Below are 16,010 nucleotides of genomic sequence, written 5' to 3'. Positions count from 1 at the left end.
CGGCTCAGACCAGGGTGAGGTGGCGGCGGGGCGTGGCGGCCGCCTCATGGTCGAGCAGCCACCGCTTCACCGGCGTCCCCCAGCGGAAGCCGCCGAGGCCGCCGTCGGAACCGAGCACCCGGTGGCAGGGCACGAACAGCGCGGCCGCGTTGCGGGCGCAGGCGTTCGCCGCCGCTCGTACCGCCGACGGCCGGCCGCAGCGCGCCGCGAAGGCGGCGTAGGTGTCCGGCTCACCGGCCGGGACCGTGCGCAGCACCTCCCAGGCGTCCTCGAGGAAGGGGCCCGAGCGCTGCCGCACGGGGACGTCGTCGATCGCGGTGACGTCCCCGTCGACGAAGGCGCTCACCGTGTCCAGGACGGGCAGGTGCTCGGCCTGCTCGACCCAGGTGGGTCGCAGCGACCGGTGCACCACCGGCAGCAGGTCGGCGACGTCGTCGGTCCAGCCGCTGGCGAGCACGACGTCGGGGCCGTCGGGCGCTGAGGTGACCACCACGGTGAACGGTCCGGGTGGGGTGCCGACGGTGGCGAACCTGGCGGGCTGGGCGGTCATGAGGCGCTCCGTTCAGGGAGGGACGGCGGGCGGTGGGGGAACAGGTCGGGGACGGCGAGAGCCCACAGGTGCATGACCGCGTACGAACGCCACGGGCGCCAGCGGGTGGCCGCATCGGAGTCGGAGCTGCCGAGCTGTACCAGCGAGCGCCGCAACGCGAGGTCACCGGGCAACCACACGTCGGGGTCGGCCAGGCCGCGCAGGGCGACGAGGGCCGCGGTCCACGGACCGATGCCGGGCACCGCGCGCAGCGCCCCGGTCGCCTCGTCGCGGTCCGCGCCGGCGTCGAGGGGCACCGCGCCGTCGGCGACGGCGGCGGCCAGCGCGTGCACGGTGCCCCGGCGTGCCCCGGTGAGCCCCACCGCGGTCAGGTCGGCCTCGGCGAGCGCGGCGGCGCGCGGGAAGGCGTGCGTGAGGGTGCCGACGGGTTCCGGCAGCGGCGTCCCGGCCGCCGTCAGCAGCCGGGCGGTGAGGGTGCGGGCGCCGGCGACGGAGACCTGCTGGCCGAGGACGGCGCGCACGGCGAGCTCGGCGGCGTCGGGGGAGGCGGGCACCCGGCGGCCGGGCGCCGTCGCGACCAGCGCGGAGAGGGCGGGGTCGGCACCGAGGACGTCGTCGACCGCGGCGGGGTCCGCGTCGAGGTCGAGCAGCCGCCGGCAGCGGGCCACCGCCACCCCGAGGTCGCGCAGCTCGGTCAGCCGCAGCCGCGCGGTCACCCCGGGGGCGCCGGCGGCGGGGGAGAGCCGGACGACGGCGGGTCCGTGCGGCAGGTCCAGGACGCGGGAGAACGTCGTCCCGTCCCACTCCTCGAGGCCGGGGACGGCGTGCGCGCCGAGGAAGTGCAGGACCTCGTCGACGGCGTACGGGGCGCGGGCGGCCAGGCGGAGGACGAGTTCCCCGGGCGTGCCGGACGGGGTGCGGGGCGCGGTGCGCCGCAGCCCGGTCGGGGTGGTCGCGAACACCTCCCGGACGGTGTCGTTGAACTGGCGGATGCTGGCGAACCCGGCGGCGAAGGCGACGTCGGCCACGGGCAGGCCGGTCGTCTCGAGGAGCACCCGGGCGGTCTGGGCGCGCTGTGCGCGGGCCAGGGCCAGCGGCCCGACGCCGAGTTCGGCGACGAGCAGCCGGTGCAGCTGACGCTCGGAGTAGCCGAGCCGCGCGGCCAGCCCGGGGACGCCGGAGCGCTCCACCTCGCCGTCCCCGATCAGCCGCATGGCACGGGCGACGACGTCGGCGCGGACGTCCCACTCGGGTGAGCCCGGGACCGCGTCGGGACGGCACCGGCGGCAGGCCCGGTAGCCGGCGGACTGTGCCGCGGCCGCGGTGGAGAAGAAGCTGACGTTGCGGGCCAGCGGGGTGCGTGCCGGGCAGGACGGCCGGCAGTAGATGCCGGTGGTGGCGACGGCGGTGAAGAACCAGCCGTCGAACCGGGCGTCGCGGCTGGCCACCGCCCGGTAGCAGCGCTCGGCGTCGAGGGACTGCGTCATGCACCGAGCATGGCAGCCGGGCGACTGGTGGACTGGCGGTTTTCGGACGGAGCCGTCAGCCCCTCGAGGGGCGCTCGACCAGCACACCGATGCCGTCGAGGAGCCGGACCAGGCCGAACTCGAAGGACCGCTCCGGGTCGTAGGCGCCGAGCTCCTCGCCCGCGACCGGGCCCACCCGCGCGGCGGTCGGGTAGCGCTCGGCGTCGAAGACCTGCGCGACGTAGGGCTCGGTCGCCGCCCACCACTGGTCCTCGGTGATGCCGGTGACCCGCTCGGCGTCGGCCTTCTCCTGCACGCCGCCGACGGTGCCGCGTACGAAGCCGGTGACGACCGTGACGAGCAGGTCCATCTGCACCTCGGGCAGGCCGAGCCCGTCGACGGCGCGCAGCTCCAGCTCGTACTTGCGCATGAGGCCCGGACCCAGGGGCGGCCGGCCGGTGGCGACGTGCAACGCCCAGGGGTGGCGGAGGAAGAGGTCCCAGTTGGCGCGGGCGACGGCCTCCAGGCGCGCCCGCCAGCCGCCGGTGACGACCGACCGCTCGTCCGGGTACATCTCGGCGAGGGCGGAGTCGAGCATGAGGTCGACGAGCTCCCCCTTGCCGGGCACGTGCGTGTAGAGCGTCATCGCGCCGACGCCCAGCTCCGCGGCCACCCGGCGCATCGACAGGGCCACCAGCCCCTCGGCGTCGGCGAGGCGCACGGCCGCGGACACGATCCGGTCGACGTCCAGGCCGGGCCGGGGGCCGGGGCGCGGGCCCGGCTCGGCGGCACCGCGCCACAGCAGGGCCATGCTGCGCGCCGGGTCGCCGGTGCCGGTGAACTCGCTTGCCATGTCGCCAGCCTCTCGCAGCCCATCTCCGTACGGCGTACCGTGTCCCTCGGACTCGATGTCGTACAGCGTACGGAGGTGGCGGTGGCGGCGATCCGGACCCTGGGTCTGCGCAAGGTCTACGGCGGGACGGCGGTGCTCGACGGCGTCGACCTGGAGGTGGCGCGCGGCTCGGTGTGCGCCCTCCTCGGTCCGAACGGGGCGGGCAAGACGACGGCGGTGCGGATCATGACGACGCTGCTACGCCCGGACGGCGGCACGGTCGAGGTGGCCGGTCTCGACGTCGTACGCCGGCCACGGGCGGTCCGCCGTCGCCTCGGCATGGTGGGCCAGCAGCCGGCGGTGGACGAGGTCCTCGGCGGCCGGCAGAACCTGGTGCTGTTCGCCCGGCTGCACCACCTGGACCGGCGGGCGGCCAGGCGCCGGGCCGGCGAGCTGCTGGCGCAGGTGGGCCTCGGCGACGTCGACGACCGCCCGGTGCGGCAGTTCTCCGGCGGGATGCGCCGCCGGCTCGACATCGCCGCCGCCCTGGTCCTCGCCCCCGAGGTGCTGTTCCTCGACGAGCCCACCACCGGGCTCGACCCGGCCGGCCGGCGCGACGTCTGGGACGCCGTGCGGACCCTGGTCGCCGGCGGCACCACCGTGCTGCTCACCACCCAGTACCTCGAGGAGGCCGAGCACCTGGCCGACGACGTCTGCGTGCTCGACCGCGGTCGCGTCGCCGCCCGCGGCACCCCACGCGAGCTCACCGCCGCCATCGGGGGCGACCGGCTGGAGCTCGTGGTGAGCGACCCCGCGCGGGCGGCCGAGGCCGCCGCGCTGGCCGAGCGGGCCGCGGCCGGGCCGGCCGGCGGCCGTCCGAGGGGCGGGGCTCGGCAGGCTGCGCCGGGTCGCAGCGTCGTCGTGCCGGTCGATCGGCGCCCCGGCGTCGTCGGCGATGTCGTGCGGGCGCTGGACGGGGCGGGCATCGACGTGGACGACCTGGTGCTGCGCCCGACCACGCTGGACGAGGCCTACCTGCGGATCACCGGCCACGCGCGGGCGGAGGTGCCGGCATGAGCGCGGTCCTGCCCCCCGTCGCCGAGGACGACCTCGTCGAGCGGCTGCGCTGGGCGGTCACCGACGCGGTCACCGTCGCCGGCCGGGACGTCGCGCACTGGCGCCGGCAGCCCGCGGTGGTGCTGGTCGGGGCGCTGTTCCCGGTCCTGCTGCTGCTGATGTTCGTGTACCTGTTCGGCGGGGCGATGGTGGTGCCCGGCGGCGACTACCGGGACTTCCTCGTCCCCGGGCTGTTCGGCCTGGCGATGGTCTTCGGCCTCGAGGCGACCATGACCTCGGTGGTCACTGACGCGACCCGGGGGATCACCGACCGCTTCCGGTCGTTGCCGATGGCGCCGTCCGCCGTCGTCGCGGGTCGCTGCCTGGCCGACCTGGGTTCCTCGGTGCTCGGCCTCGCCGTGCTGGTGGCGGCAGCGTTCGCGGTGGGCTGGCGGCCCGGTGGTGCGGCGGAGGTGCTGGCCGCGGTCGGCCTGCTCCTGCTCCTGCGGTCGGCGTTCCTGTGGATGGGGGTCTTCCTCGGCCTGCTGACCCGGGATCCCGCGACGGTGACCGCGGTGCAGGTCCTGGTGTGGCCGTTCGCGTTCCTCTCCAACGCCTTCGTACCGGCGTCCACGATGCCCGGCTGGCTGGCCACGATCGCCGAGTGGAACCCGCTGGCGGCCACGGTCACGGCCGTCCGAGGGCTGTTCGGTCAGCCGGTGGACGCCGGGGGCGGCTGGGCGACCGAGCACGCGCTCGTGCTCGCCGTCGCCTGGCCGGTGGTGCTGACCGTGCTGTTCGCGGCGCTCAGTGTCCGGCGGTGGCAGGGGTTGAGCCGCTGAGCTCCCGAGCTCCGGAGCTCCCCGTTGATCATCGGATGGTGGCTGCCCGGCGCGCCGACGGGAGCAGCCGGACGACGATGATCAACGGGGCAACGAGGCGGAGCGGAGGAACCGGAACGCCAGCTGCACCATGTGGGGGTTCTGCCCTGAAGGCGAACCCACCAGGTCACAGACTCGCAGTCGATCTTCCTGGACCGGTTGTCACGTCAACGTCGCGACCTGTTCACACCGTGCCTCCGGCCGTTCCCCCGAGACCCGCTCGGGGACAGCAGCCGAGCCGTCAGGCCGTGTGATCCTCGCTGGTCCAGTCGTAGGCGGTCGTCTGCTCGGGCGAGGTGGCCCAGCTGGCGAGGAAGGTCAGCGCCTGCTGGGACGGCGAGCCGGGCTCGGCGGTGAAGGTGATGAGGGTCTGGCCGGGGTCAGCGGTCAGACCCAGCCCCTCGTAGGCCAGTGACAGGTCGCCGACCACGGGGTGGTGGAAGAGCTTGGTGCCGGTGGTGTGCCAGCGGACGTTGTAGGTGGCCCACAGGGCGCTGAACCGCTCGCTGCGGGTGGTCAGGTCCCCGATGAGCTCGGTGAGTTCCCGGTCGTCGGGGCTGCGGCCGACCTCGGCCCGCAGGAGCGACACGCTGTCGGCGGCGGCGCGGTTCCAGTCGGGATAGAAGTCGGCGGCCCGCGGGTCGAGGAAGGTGTAGTGGGCGTGGTTGGGCGCCCGTCCGGTACCCCGGCCGGATCCGGCGTCGTCGAACAGGTCGGTGTAGAGCGCGCGGGCAAGGGCGTTGGCGGCCAGGACGTCCAGCCGCCCGTTCTGGACGAACGCCGGGACGCTGGTCATCGCGTCGAGCAACCGCTGGATCCCCGGACGGACGCGCTGCTGCGGCGGCCGGCGACGGCTGCGGGCCGTTGCGTCGGCCGTACGGGCCAGGTCGTACAGGTGCGCGCGCTCGGCCTCGTCCAGCTGCAGCGCCCGGACGAGGGCCTCGAGCACGCTGTCGGAGACGCCGTGCGCGTTGCCGCGCTCCAACCGGGTGTAGTACTCCACGCTGACTCCAGCCAGCAGCGCCAGCTCCTCCCGGCGCAGGCCCTTCACGCGCCGGTGCCCGCCGTAGGTCGGCAGGCCGGCCTGCTGCGGGGTGATCCTGGCCCGTCGAGTGGCCAGGAACTCGCGCAGGTCCTTCCGGGTGTCCACGACACCGAGGCTAGGTCCGCTCGCAGCGGTGAGGGGGTCCCTGCCAGTACCCCCTCACGTCAGGCTCTGCCACACGGCCGACGACCGGCGTTCCCTCGACTCCAGCGAGTTCGCACAGCCGCTCGCCCCCTGCAGGCGCCGCCTCGCCTCCCGGACACCGAAGGACAACGACATGACTGACAAGAAGGTCTGGCTCGTCACCGGCGCCGGCCGCGGCATGGGCACCGAGATCACCCGCGCCGCCCTGGCCGCCGGCCACGCCGTCGTCGCCACCGGCCGCAACGCCGAGCGGGTGACCACCGCGGTCGGCGCGCACGACGACCTGTTGACCGCGGCGCTCGACGTCACCGACCCGGCCGGCGTGCAGACGGCGGTCGACGCCGCCGTCGCGCGGTTCGGCCGGATCGACGTGCTGGTCAACAACGCCGGGAACTTCTACGCCGGCTTCTTCGAGGAGATCACCCCCGAGGACTACCAGGCGCAGATGGAGACCAACCTGTTCGGCCCGCTGAACGTCACCCGCGCCGTGCTGCCGGTCATGCGCGCCCAGCGCTCCGGTCTCGTGGTGACCATCAGCTCCACCGCCGGCATCGTCGGACAGGAGTTCTGCACCGCCTACGCCGCCAGCAAGTTCGCCCTCGAGGGGTGGAGCGAGTCGCTGACCCCCGAGGTCGCCCCCTTCGGCATCCGCACGATGCTCGTCGAGCCCGGTTTCTTCCGCACCGAACTGCTCACCCAGGACTCCACCCGCTACGCCGAGCCCACGATCGCCGACTACGCCGAGCGCACCCGACAGACGGTCACCGCCTGGACCGGGATGAACGGCCGGCAGGGTGGCGACCCGGCCAAGCTCGCCCGCGCGCTGGTCCAGCTCGCCGGCTCCGCCGAGCCGCCGCTGCGCTGGGCCGCCGGCGTCGACGCCGTCGGGGCGTTCGAGCAGAAGGCCCAGCAGCTGCTCGCCCAGGCCGACGCCCACCGCGAGCTGTCCAGCTCCCTAGCCCACGACGACACCCCGGCCAACGCCTGACGCCACCATCGCCGGCAGCCACAGACCCATGTAGGGCCCGGTCGGCTGACCAGGCCCTACATGGGGAGCTGGGGCTCACTTGCGGGTTCTTCCGCCCAGTCTGCTCGCGGCCGGCAGACCCACCGTGGCCGCGAGCCGGCCGTCGGAGGGCATCAGTAGTTGCGGCCGTTGATCGCCCAACCGCCGTCGACCGGCAGGGTCTGGCCGGTCACGAACGAGGCGTCGTCCGACATCAGGAACGCGATCGCGGCAGCGACCTCCTCGGGCCGGCCGAGCCGCTTGATGAGGTGTGCGTTGGCGTTGATCTGCTTCTGCTCCGGCGTGATGTCCTGCAGGATCGGGGTGTCGATGGTCCCGGGCGCCACGGCGTTCACGCGGATGTTCGCCTCGGCGTAGCTGTAGGCGACCTGCTGGGTGAGGCCGATGACCCCGGCCTTCGCCGCGGAGTACGAGGCGAGGTTGAGCATCCCCTTCAGCGCCGCGAGCGAGGAGACGTTGACGATGCTGCCGCCACCGGCCTCGATCATCGACGGGATGACGTGCTTCATCCCGAGCCAGACGCCCTTGAGATCGGTGTCCAGGACGGTGTCCCAGGCTTCCTCGGTCAGGTCGACGACCTCGTCGGGGGACTGCGTGTTCACCACTCCCGCGACGTTGGCGAGGAGGTCCACCTTGCCGTGGGTGGCGACGGCGTGCTCGACCAGCTCTCGCCAGTCCGCGGCCCGCCGGGTGTCCACCACGTGGTGCTCGGCCTGCCCGCCGTCGTCGAGGATGGACTTGACGGTGGTCTCGTCGCTCTTGAGGTCGGCGACGAGCACCACGGCTCCGTCTCCAGCGATCCGCCGGGCCGTCGCCTGACCGATCCCCTGCGCGCCGCCGGTGACGATGGCCACGCGCCCTGTCAGTGCGCCCATGCCGGTCTCCTTCTCCCTCGGACCTGGTGTCGCCCCGGACGCTAGGGAAGGGGGCGTGGCCTGGCACCACCTTCGTGGAGCCGGTGTTGGAGGTGTCACCAAGGCGGGGACGAGGGCCGGGCGGCTACCCGCCGGCCAGGTCGAGCACCTGGAAGGCCAGCCGGGCGGTCAGGAGCGTGTCGAGGCTCGCGGGGTCCTGGCCGGTGATCTCCCGGATCCGGCTCAACCGGTACCGGACGGTGTTCTCGTGCACCCCCAGCGCGGCGCTGGTCGGCTGGACGCGGCCCTCGGCGGCGAGGAACGCCCGCCAGGTCGCCAGCAGGGCCCCGTCGTCGCCGTCGTGCTCGCGCAGCGGACGGACGAGATCGTGGGCGAAGCGCAGGGCCTCCTTGACGCGGCCGGTGCTCAGGACGACCCGGAACAGCCCGAGCTCGTCGACGGTGAGCACCCCCTGGGTCCAGCCGAAGGCCCGCGCGAGGTCGTCGACGTCGCGCAGCTCGCGGTGGGCGACGGTGAAGTCGGTGGCGCTGCGGCAGACGCTGGAGATGACGGCGCTGCGGATGCCGGACGCCGGGGCGAGGGTGGCCACGACGGACTCGACCGCGGGCCGCAGCCCCTCCGGCCCGGCGTGGGGCGCGCTCCGGTCCAGCCGGACCAGGACGATGACCGCACCGGGGAGGCTGACCGCGGGTGGTTCGCCGCCGCGCAGCGACGTGGCGAACTGCCGCACCACGAGGTTCCGGACCGCCGAGGCGCTGGGCTGCTGCCCGCCGCTGGCCAGACAGACCCGGACCAGCGCGTGCGGCTCGGAGAGGTCCACGCCGAACTGGAGGCCGCGCCGGGTCATCTGGTCCTCGTCGCGGGAGCCGCGCAGCAGGTCGGAGAGGTAGTCGTCGCGGGCCTGGCCCTCGGCCTCCACCTGCCGGCGCTCGGACAGCACCTGCAGGGACAGGACGGTCGCGCCGCGCTCGGCCAGCTTGGTGTCCAGGTCACTGAGGCTGCGGCCGACCTCGACGATGCTGAGGTAGCCGCTCGGCGCCCCCTCGATGACCAGCCGGCACACGAGGTTGCGCGGGCCGAGCCCCAGCGTCCGGGTGGGCGGGACCACCGCGGAGGGGCGGCCCGTGCGGAGGGCGGACAGTGCGGCGCGCACCGAGGGGACGGCGAGGGTCTCGGGCGCGAGCACCGGCGGGGCCGCCATCCTGAGCCCGGGGGGCGCCGCCCAGGTGACGACCTGGAAGTCCTCGTCGTAGAGCACCACCGGCTTGGCCGACAGCTGGCTGAGCGAGCTCACCACGGCGCGGATGTCGGCGCCCTGGAGGACGGCGTTGGTCAGCTCCCGGTGGACGTCGGCCAGGTACTCCAGCACGTTGCGCTGCCGTACCGCCTCAGCGACCTTGTCCTTGAGCCGTGCGTTGAGCATCGCCTGCCGGATGAACAGGGCAGCCAACCGGGCGAAGAGCGTGGTGAGGGCGATGTCCTCGTCGCTGTAGGCGTGCTCCCGGTCGACGTCGTCGACGAAGACCAGGCCGATGACCTCGTCGTCGAAGACGAGCGGCACGCCGAGCATGGCGCGCACGCCCCACCGCTCCATCGTGCGGCGGTGCGGGCGCGGGTCGCGGGTGACGTCGCTGATCAGCACCGGGGTCATGCTGGTGATGACCTCACGACTGAAGTCGTCGTCCGGGATGCCGGCCTCCTGCGCCTTGACCGCCTCGGTGATGTCGCCCTCGCGCTCGCAGTGACCGGCGGCACCGAAGAAGCGGCCGTCGTCGCGGCGCAGGTACAGCGAGCACCGGCTGACGCCGAGGAGGTGGCACAGCTGCTTGCCGACCAGTTTGAGGAGGTCCTCCTGCGAGGCGGCGGTGATCGCCTCGGTGGTGATCTCGCTGAAGGCGGCGATCACCTCCCGCTCGCGGCGGGCCGCCTGCGCGCCGTCCCCCTGCGGGGCGGACCGTCCGGTCTCCCGGGGGGCGGGCAGGGTCGACGACACGGCAACGTGCACGGGCCACCACCTCGTTGTGCGAGCCTCTGCTGCGTCGCAGTGTGCCCGCTCGCCGGCCGCGGTGGGGCTTGCGCGGAGGCTCCCGGCCGGGGTCCGGGCCGGCGTTCCCGACCCGGACCCGGACCCGGTCAGACGCCGACCGGGGTCTTGGCCTTCATCTTGTGCAGCTCGGGGACCACCTTCTCGCCGAAGAGCTTCATGCTGGCCTCGACCTTGTCGTAGGGCAGCCCCGCGTAGGAGAAGGCCGCGTTGGCCAGGAAGTCACCCGCGACCTCGCGGCGGTGGGCGTACTTCTCGACGATCTGCTCCGGCGTCCCGTAGACGTTGGCCTCCACGTAGGCGGCCGCGGCGGTCTCCATGCCGGCTTCCCGGATCATGTCGGCGCCGGCCTGGTAGGCCTCGTAGCCCTTCGTCTCCCGCCAGTGCTTGCCGGCGAAGTCGTAGTGCTTGATGACCGACAGGAAGTACTTGGAGATGTACTCCTGCGCGACGCGGCGGGCCTCCTCCTCGTCCTCGTGGCAGTAGGTGAAGTCCTGCAGGAGGGGAGGGCCGGGCAGCCGTCCGTGCTTCTCGAGGTGGAGGTCCCGCCAGCGGGTCAGCGCCTCGGCGTGGGTCTCGATGTCGTACTGCATGAACGTCATGAGCTGGACGCCGAGGTCGGCGATCGGCGGGATCGAGTCCGGGGACATCGCCACGCCGAACAGCCGGCCGTCCCACGTCCGGCTGCTGCCCGGCCCGGGGCGCACGGCGACACGGGGCTGCGGGTAGAGCGGGCCGTCGTTCTGCACGAAGCCGTCGTTCAGGCCGCGGATCACCATCGCCGCGGCCTCGTCGAAGCGCTCGCGCGCCTGGTTCATGTCGGTGTGGAAGCCCTCGTACTCCATCTTCGCCAGCCCCCGGCCCATGCCCAGCAGCACCCGGCCCTGGGACATGTGGTCGAGCATGATCGCCTTCTCGACGACGCGGAGCGGGTCGTTCCACGGCAGGATCACCGCTCCGGTGCCCAGCTTGATCCGCGAGGTGCGCGCGGCGAGGTAGGACATGATCTGCAGGTTGTCCGGGCACATCGAGTAGTCGTCGAAGTGGTGCTCGGCCGACCACACCGAGTCGAACCCGTACTCCTCGGCGAGCACGCCGAGGTTGAGGTCTCGGGTGAAGACCTCCTCGTCACTCATGTCCTCGAACCAGTTCTGGAAGACGAGCAGCACACCGACGTCCATGGACGATCTCCTCTGATGCGGTTCCGGATGTGGCGGGGGCAGGGCGGGACGGTCAGGGAGTGACGAACACCGCGCGGGTGTGCTCGGTGTCCAGGTACTCCTTGACGCTCTGGATGCGGCCGTCCCGGACGGTGAAGAGGAAGTGGTAGGCGTTGTTGTAGACGCGGCCGTTGCGCAACTCGCAGTAGGACTCGGTCTCCACGGCCACCCGGTCGCCCTCGGCGGTCCAGGCGTGCGGCGTGAGGCGGATGGCCCCGGTGGTGGCGAGGCCGGACAGCGACGCGAGCATCTCGCCGAACGCGGCCTTGTCCTTGGTGCCGGAGATGCCCTCGATGGTCCCGGCGACCCACCACGTGGCCGAGTCCGACAGGAAGGACAGGATCCCCTCGACGTCGCCGGCGGAGAACACCTCCATGAACTCCGCCACCAGCGCCTTGTTCGCCTCCTCGCGGCTGCGGGTCTCCTCCTGGGTGCTGCTCATGTGCGGCTCCTCGTCTCGGTGCGCGGGTCATCGGCGTCTCCGGCGGGCCGGACCTCCAGCGGTGTCCCGACGCTAGGGACGGCGGTACGGGGCGGCCATCCCCGCGCGGTGCGGCGGTTGGAGGTCCGCACAACCGCCTACCGGGCCGTGCCGCCGAAGGAGGCCAGCAGCCCGCCGTCCACCGGCACGGTCGCCCCCGTCATGTAGCCGGCGCCGGCCACGGCGACGACGACGTCGGCGATCTCCTCGGCCGTGCCGACCCGCCCGGCGGGGATGGCGGCGAGGATCCTCTCCCGCGCCCGGCCGCTGAGGCCGGCGGTCATCTCGGTGTCCACGAACCCCGGGATGACGAGGTTCACCCGGATGCCGCGCGGCGCGAGTTCGACGGCGAGGACCTGGGTCAGCCCGCTGAGCCCGGCCTTGGCCGAGCCGTAGGCCACGTCGCCGGGGAAGCCGCGGAAGCCCACGACCGCGCCGACGTTGACCACCGCCGACCCCGGGCCGAGCAGGGGGACGGCGGCGCGGCAGATCTCGAAGGCGCCGCTGAGGTTGGTGCCGAGGACCTCGTCCCAGGCCTCGCGGGTGAGGTTCTCCACCCGGCCGCCCCGGTGGACGCCGGCGCAGTTGACCACGACGTCGAGGGACCCGAACCGCTCGAGCACGGCGTCGAGGCCGGCCCGCACCGAGGCCGCGTCGGTGACGTCGGCGGTGACCTCCAGCCGGTCGGCGCCCCCGGCCGGGGACCGGGCGAACGTCGCCACCCGGTCCCCGAGCGCGGCGGCCCGGTCCGCGACGGCGCGACCGATGCCGCGGGAGCCGCCGGTGACCAGCCAGGTGCGCGCCCGTTCCGCCGGCGTGCTCACCGGTTGAGGAAGCCGACCAGCTCCGCGAGGTACTTGTCGCGCTCCTCGATGAAGGGGGCGTGGCCGCTGTGCTCGAACTCGACCAGCCGGGCATCCGGCCACAGGCCCACGGCGGCCTCGGCGCCGGAGAACGGCACGAAGGCGTCCTGCCGGCCGTGCAGCACCAAGACGGGCGCCTCGATCGTCGCGAGGGTCTTGCGCTGGTCCAGCTCGGCGAGGTCCCGCAGCGAGTCGGTGCCGCGGGGGCCCATCTCCAGGAACATCGCCCACATCCAGTCGATGACCTCGGGGCTGACCGGGGCGGCGCACACGGCGGAGGCGACGCCCTTGAACGTGGTGGCCGGGTCGCTCTCCACGCCGGCGAGCACGCCCTCGACGTCGGCCACACCGCCGCCGTGCGGCCAGTCCGGGGCGGCGGTGTAGCGCGGGGTGGCCCCGCCGGTCAGGACGAGGCCGGAGATCCTCGAGCCGAGCCGGGCCGCGGCCTCGACGGCCACCGCCCCGCCGAAGGACCACCCGTTGAGCACGGGGGAGTCCAGGGACAGCTCCTCGCACAGCCGGACCACGTCGGCGCCGATGGCCGCGGTGCTGACGTCGTCGAAGTCCTTGTCCGAGCGGCCGCAGGCGCGGTGGTCGAGGGTGACCACCGCGTTGCCGTTGGCCCGCAGGGCGGGCAGGACGCCGTCCCAGCAGCGGGTGGCCATGCCCCAGCCGTGGATCAGCACGATCGGCCGGCCGGACCCCTTGTGGTGCTCGAAGTAGATGCGTCGAGTCCCCTCGACCTCCAGGAATGCCATGGTGTCTCCTCCAGGCTCGCAGCGGTGCGGCGGACGCTAGGGCGCCGGCCGCCGCGGGGCACCGGTTCCTCGGCAGCGGCCTTGGAGGCCCCTACAACGGCGGGCCCGGCCGGTCGACCGGCACGGTCGCGCGGAGCCGCTTCTTGTCGATCTTCCCGACGCTGGTCCGCGGCAGCTCCGGCACGACGAGCACGCGTTCGGGCAACCACCAGCCGGGCACGCGCTCGCGGAGGTGGTCGAGCAGCTCCGCCGGGCCGGCCGGGGCGCCGTCGTCCAGGACCACCATGGCCACCGGTCGCTCCTGCCAGCGCTCGTGCGGCACGGCGACCACGGCCGCCTCCCGGACGGCGGGATGGGCGAGCAGCGCCTGCTCCAGCTCGACGGAGCTGATCCACTCGCCGCCGCTCTTGATCAGGTCCTTGCTCCGGTCGACGATCTCCAGGCACCCCTCAGGGTCGATGGTGGCGATGTCGCCGGTGCGCAGCCAGCCCTCGTGGAAGGACTCGGGGTGCTCGTCGCGGAAGTACCGGGTCGCCACCCACGGCCCGCGCATCAGCAGCTCTCCGCGGTGCACGCCGTCGTGGGGCACGTCGCGGAGGTCGTCGTCGACCAGCCGCCACTCCAGGCCCGGCAGCAGCCGGCCCTGCGTGCGGACGTAGGCGTGCCGGGCGGCCGGGTCGCCGTCGGTGCGCGCCGGGGGCCGGGCGAACGTGCCCATGGGGGAGATCTCGGTCATGCCCCAGCCCTGGTACACCGGGACACCGAGGTCGCACTCCAGGGTGCGGATCAGCTCCAGGCTCGGGGTGGAGCCGCCCAGGACGAGCGCCCGGAGGCTGCTGAGGTCGGCACCGGTGGCCTTCGCGTGGCGGGCCAGGTCCACGGCGACCGTGGGGACCATGCCGACGTAGGTGACGCGCTCGGCCTCGATGACCCGCGCGATGTCCGCCGGCGTGGGGTGCGGGCCGGGGAGGACCTGGCGCGCGCCGGACATCAGCGCCGCGAACGGGATGCCCCAGGCGTTGGCGTGGAACATCGGCACGACGTGCAGCACCGTGTCCCGCTCGGAGATCGCGTGCCCGTCGGCGAGGCAGGCGGCGAAGGTGTGCAGGTAGAGGGCGCGGTGGGAGTAGCCGACGCCCTTGGGCAGGCCGGTGGTGCCCGAGGTGTAGCAGAGCGCGGCGAGGTCGTCCTCGTCGACCGCGGGCGGGGCGTCCAGGTCCGGGCCGGCGGCCACCAGGTCCTCGTGGTCCAGCACCCCCGGCTCGCCGCCCCCACCGTCGGTGACGACGACGAGCAGGTCCGGGCGCCGGGCCCGGACCTGCTCGAGCAGCGGCAGGAGGGACCGGTCGACGAAGACCACCCGGTCCTCGGCGTGCTCGACGATGTAGGTGATCTCGCCGGGCTCCAAGCGCAGGTTCACCGTGTGCAGCACCCCGCCGGCCAGCGGGACGGCCGAGTAGAGCTCGAGGTGCCGGTGGTGGTTCCAGGCCAGGGTGGCGACCCGGTCGCCGGGGCGGACCCCGAGGCGCACCAGCGCCCCGGCCAGCCGGACGACGCGGGCGTGGTGCTCGCGGTGGGTACAGCGGTGCACCTCGGTGCCCGCGCGGTACTCGACGACCTCGCGGTCGCCGAAGAACTCGCCGGCCCGCCGGACGAAACCGGTGATCAGGAGCGGGCTGCTCATCCGGCCACCACGGCCACGGCCTCCGCCTCGGCCGCCAGTCGCTGCCGCACCTGCGGCACGACCTTCGTCGCGAGGACCTCGATCCGTTCCGATCCGCTGTCGACGGACTCGCCGGGCAGCTGCGCCCAGAAGTGGACGTCCTTGATCTGGGGGCGGTCGCGCAGCAGGGCGGTGAGCTCGTCGACCGCCGTGGCCGGGTCCCACAGCGTGAACGCGCCGCCGGCGACCAGCTGGTCGGGGTCGGCGAACTGGGGCACCTGGTCGGCGGGGCCGAAGGCTCCCCACGCGACGTAGTTGTTGATCTGGTAGAGCGCGTGCTCCCCGATGCGGGCCCAGGTGCGCTCCGGGTCGTCGGCGATCACGGCCCACTGGCCGGCGTAGATGCGCCCCTCGTCGACCGGCTTGCCGAGCCGCTCCAGGGCGTCCAGGTAGGACTGCTGGTGGGCGTTCTGCGTGCTCAGGAACCCGTCACCGATCCGCGCGGCGCGCTCGATGGCAGGGTCGGCCATCGCCCCGACGAGCAGGCTGGGGGTCTGCTCGGGGACCGGGGTGACCGGGACGCCGGGGAGGGTGAACCGCTTGCCCTCGTAGGGCTCCCGCGATCCGGACCAGGCCCGCCGGATCAGCTCGACGCTCTCCTCCAGCAGGCTGGGGCGCTGCTTGAGCTCGCGGCCGAACGCGGCGAACTCCGGCGCCCAGTAGCCCTGGCCGAGGCCCAGGTCGAAGCGCCCGCCGGTGAGCAGCGAGACGGTCGCCGCGTCCTCGGCCAGCCGGACGGGGTTGTGCAGCGGGGCGACGATGAGGTTGGTCCCGATCCGCATGGTGCTCGTGCGCTGGCCGATCGCGGAGGCCAGGACGAAGGGGGAGGGCGTGTAGCCGTCCTCGACGAAGTGGTGCTCGGTGAGCCACACCGAGCCCAGCCCGAGTGACTCGGCCCAGGCGATCTGGTCCAGCGCCTCGGCGTAGAGGGTGCTGAAGGAGCGCGGCCAGCGCGCGGGGTTCCGGAAGTCGTACCAGAGGCCGAAGGTGCAGTCGCGCTCGCTCACGGGCGTCTCCCTCGAGGTGCTCGCCGGACCCGCCCGGG

15 protein-coding genes are annotated in these 16,010 nt (G+C 73.8%); 3 read left to right on the top strand and 12 right to left on the bottom strand.

Annotation, left to right across the window (positions count from 1 at the left end):
• Positions 1-4: 4 nt before the first annotated feature.
• Genes CRP39_RS19535 through CRP39_RS19525 form a run of 3 tightly spaced genes read right to left on the bottom strand, consistent with a single transcriptional unit; the run spans position 5 to position 2,869 of the window.
• A complete protein-coding gene (locus CRP39_RS19535; protein ID WP_097208042.1) occupies positions 5-550 on the bottom strand; it encodes a methylated-DNA--[protein]-cysteine S-methyltransferase in 546 nt (181 codons plus the stop codon).
• Positions 547-2,037 carry an AlkA N-terminal domain-containing protein gene (locus CRP39_RS19530; protein WP_097208041.1) on the bottom strand — a complete coding sequence of 497 codons (1,491 nt, stop codon included), beginning with the start codon at positions 2,035-2,037 and terminating at the stop codon, positions 547-549. Before CRP39_RS19530 ends, CRP39_RS19535 begins: the two co-directional genes overlap by 4 nt.
• Before the next feature lie 55 nt (positions 2,038-2,092).
• Positions 2,093-2,869 (bottom strand): TetR/AcrR family transcriptional regulator, encoded by a 777-nt coding sequence (locus CRP39_RS19525; protein WP_097208040.1) that lies wholly within the window; start codon positions 2,867-2,869, stop codon positions 2,093-2,095.
• 81 nt (positions 2,870-2,950) lie between these two features.
• On the opposite strand from CRP39_RS19525, the gene CRP39_RS19520 reads away from it, so the two are divergent.
• Both CRP39_RS19520 and CRP39_RS19515 read left to right on the top strand, forming a co-directional pair.
• Positions 2,951-3,925: an ABC transporter ATP-binding protein gene (locus CRP39_RS19520; RefSeq protein ID WP_216359829.1), complete on the top strand. Its 975-nt coding sequence runs from the start codon at positions 2,951-2,953 to the stop codon at positions 3,923-3,925.
• Positions 3,922-4,746 (top strand): ABC transporter permease, encoded by an 825-nt coding sequence (locus CRP39_RS19515; RefSeq protein ID WP_097208039.1) that lies wholly within the window; start codon positions 3,922-3,924, stop codon positions 4,744-4,746. Before CRP39_RS19520 ends, CRP39_RS19515 begins: the two co-directional genes overlap by 4 nt.
• A gap of 280 nt (positions 4,747-5,026) precedes the next feature.
• Here the strand turns inward: CRP39_RS19515 and CRP39_RS19510 are convergent, their stop codons facing one another.
• Positions 5,027-5,935 carry a helix-turn-helix transcriptional regulator gene (locus tag CRP39_RS19510; protein WP_097208038.1) on the bottom strand — a complete coding sequence of 303 codons (909 nt, stop codon included), beginning with the start codon at positions 5,933-5,935 and terminating at the stop codon, positions 5,027-5,029.
• 172 nt (positions 5,936-6,107) lie between these two features.
• Here CRP39_RS19510 and CRP39_RS19505 point away from each other — a divergent pair, with 172 nt between their 5' ends.
• A complete protein-coding gene (locus CRP39_RS19505) occupies positions 6,108-6,962 on the top strand; it encodes an SDR family oxidoreductase (protein WP_097208037.1) in 855 nt (284 codons plus the stop codon).
• A gap of 152 nt (positions 6,963-7,114) precedes the next feature.
• On the opposite strand, the gene CRP39_RS19500 is transcribed toward CRP39_RS19505, so the two are convergent.
• From CRP39_RS19500 to CRP39_RS19465, 8 genes are all read right to left on the bottom strand, one after another.
• Complete coding sequence (locus CRP39_RS19500) at positions 7,115-7,876, bottom strand: SDR family NAD(P)-dependent oxidoreductase (protein WP_097208036.1); 762 nt, start codon at positions 7,874-7,876, stop codon at positions 7,115-7,117.
• Positions 7,877-8,000: 124 nt separating this feature from the next.
• A complete protein-coding gene (locus CRP39_RS19495; protein ID WP_216359828.1) occupies positions 8,001-9,881 on the bottom strand; it encodes a GAF domain-containing protein in 1,881 nt (626 codons plus the stop codon).
• A gap of 128 nt (positions 9,882-10,009) precedes the next feature.
• Positions 10,010-11,101 carry an LLM class flavin-dependent oxidoreductase gene (locus tag CRP39_RS19490; RefSeq protein ID WP_097208035.1) on the bottom strand — a complete coding sequence of 364 codons (1,092 nt, stop codon included), beginning with the start codon at positions 11,099-11,101 and terminating at the stop codon, positions 10,010-10,012.
• 52 nt (positions 11,102-11,153) lie between these two features.
• A complete protein-coding gene (locus tag CRP39_RS19485; protein ID WP_097208034.1) occupies positions 11,154-11,582 on the bottom strand; it encodes a nuclear transport factor 2 family protein in 429 nt (142 codons plus the stop codon).
• Between the two features lie 137 nt (positions 11,583-11,719).
• Positions 11,720-12,445: an SDR family NAD(P)-dependent oxidoreductase gene (locus CRP39_RS19480; RefSeq protein WP_097208033.1), complete on the bottom strand. Its 726-nt coding sequence runs from the start codon at positions 12,443-12,445 to the stop codon at positions 11,720-11,722.
• Positions 12,442-13,242 (bottom strand): alpha/beta fold hydrolase, encoded by an 801-nt coding sequence (locus CRP39_RS19475; protein WP_097208032.1) that lies wholly within the window; start codon positions 13,240-13,242, stop codon positions 12,442-12,444. The genes CRP39_RS19480 and CRP39_RS19475 overlap by 4 nt, the downstream gene beginning before the upstream one ends.
• A gap of 91 nt (positions 13,243-13,333) precedes the next feature.
• Positions 13,334-14,926 carry a long-chain fatty acid--CoA ligase gene (locus CRP39_RS19470; RefSeq protein ID WP_097208031.1) on the bottom strand — a complete coding sequence of 531 codons (1,593 nt, stop codon included), beginning with the start codon at positions 14,924-14,926 and terminating at the stop codon, positions 13,334-13,336.
• On the bottom strand, positions 14,923-15,972 hold the full coding sequence (locus CRP39_RS19465) for an LLM class flavin-dependent oxidoreductase (protein ID WP_097208030.1): 1,050 nt from the start codon (positions 15,970-15,972) through the stop codon (positions 14,923-14,925). Before CRP39_RS19465 ends, CRP39_RS19470 begins: the two co-directional genes overlap by 4 nt.
• Between the last annotated feature and the right edge of the window lie 38 nt (positions 15,973-16,010).

This window comes from Geodermatophilus sabuli, assembly GCF_900215145.1.
Taxonomy (GTDB): Bacteria; Actinomycetota; Actinomycetes; order Mycobacteriales; family Geodermatophilaceae; genus Geodermatophilus; species Geodermatophilus sabuli.
Note: the sequence above shows the minus strand (reverse complement) of the source record. Positions and strands in the feature narration are given on the sequence as shown.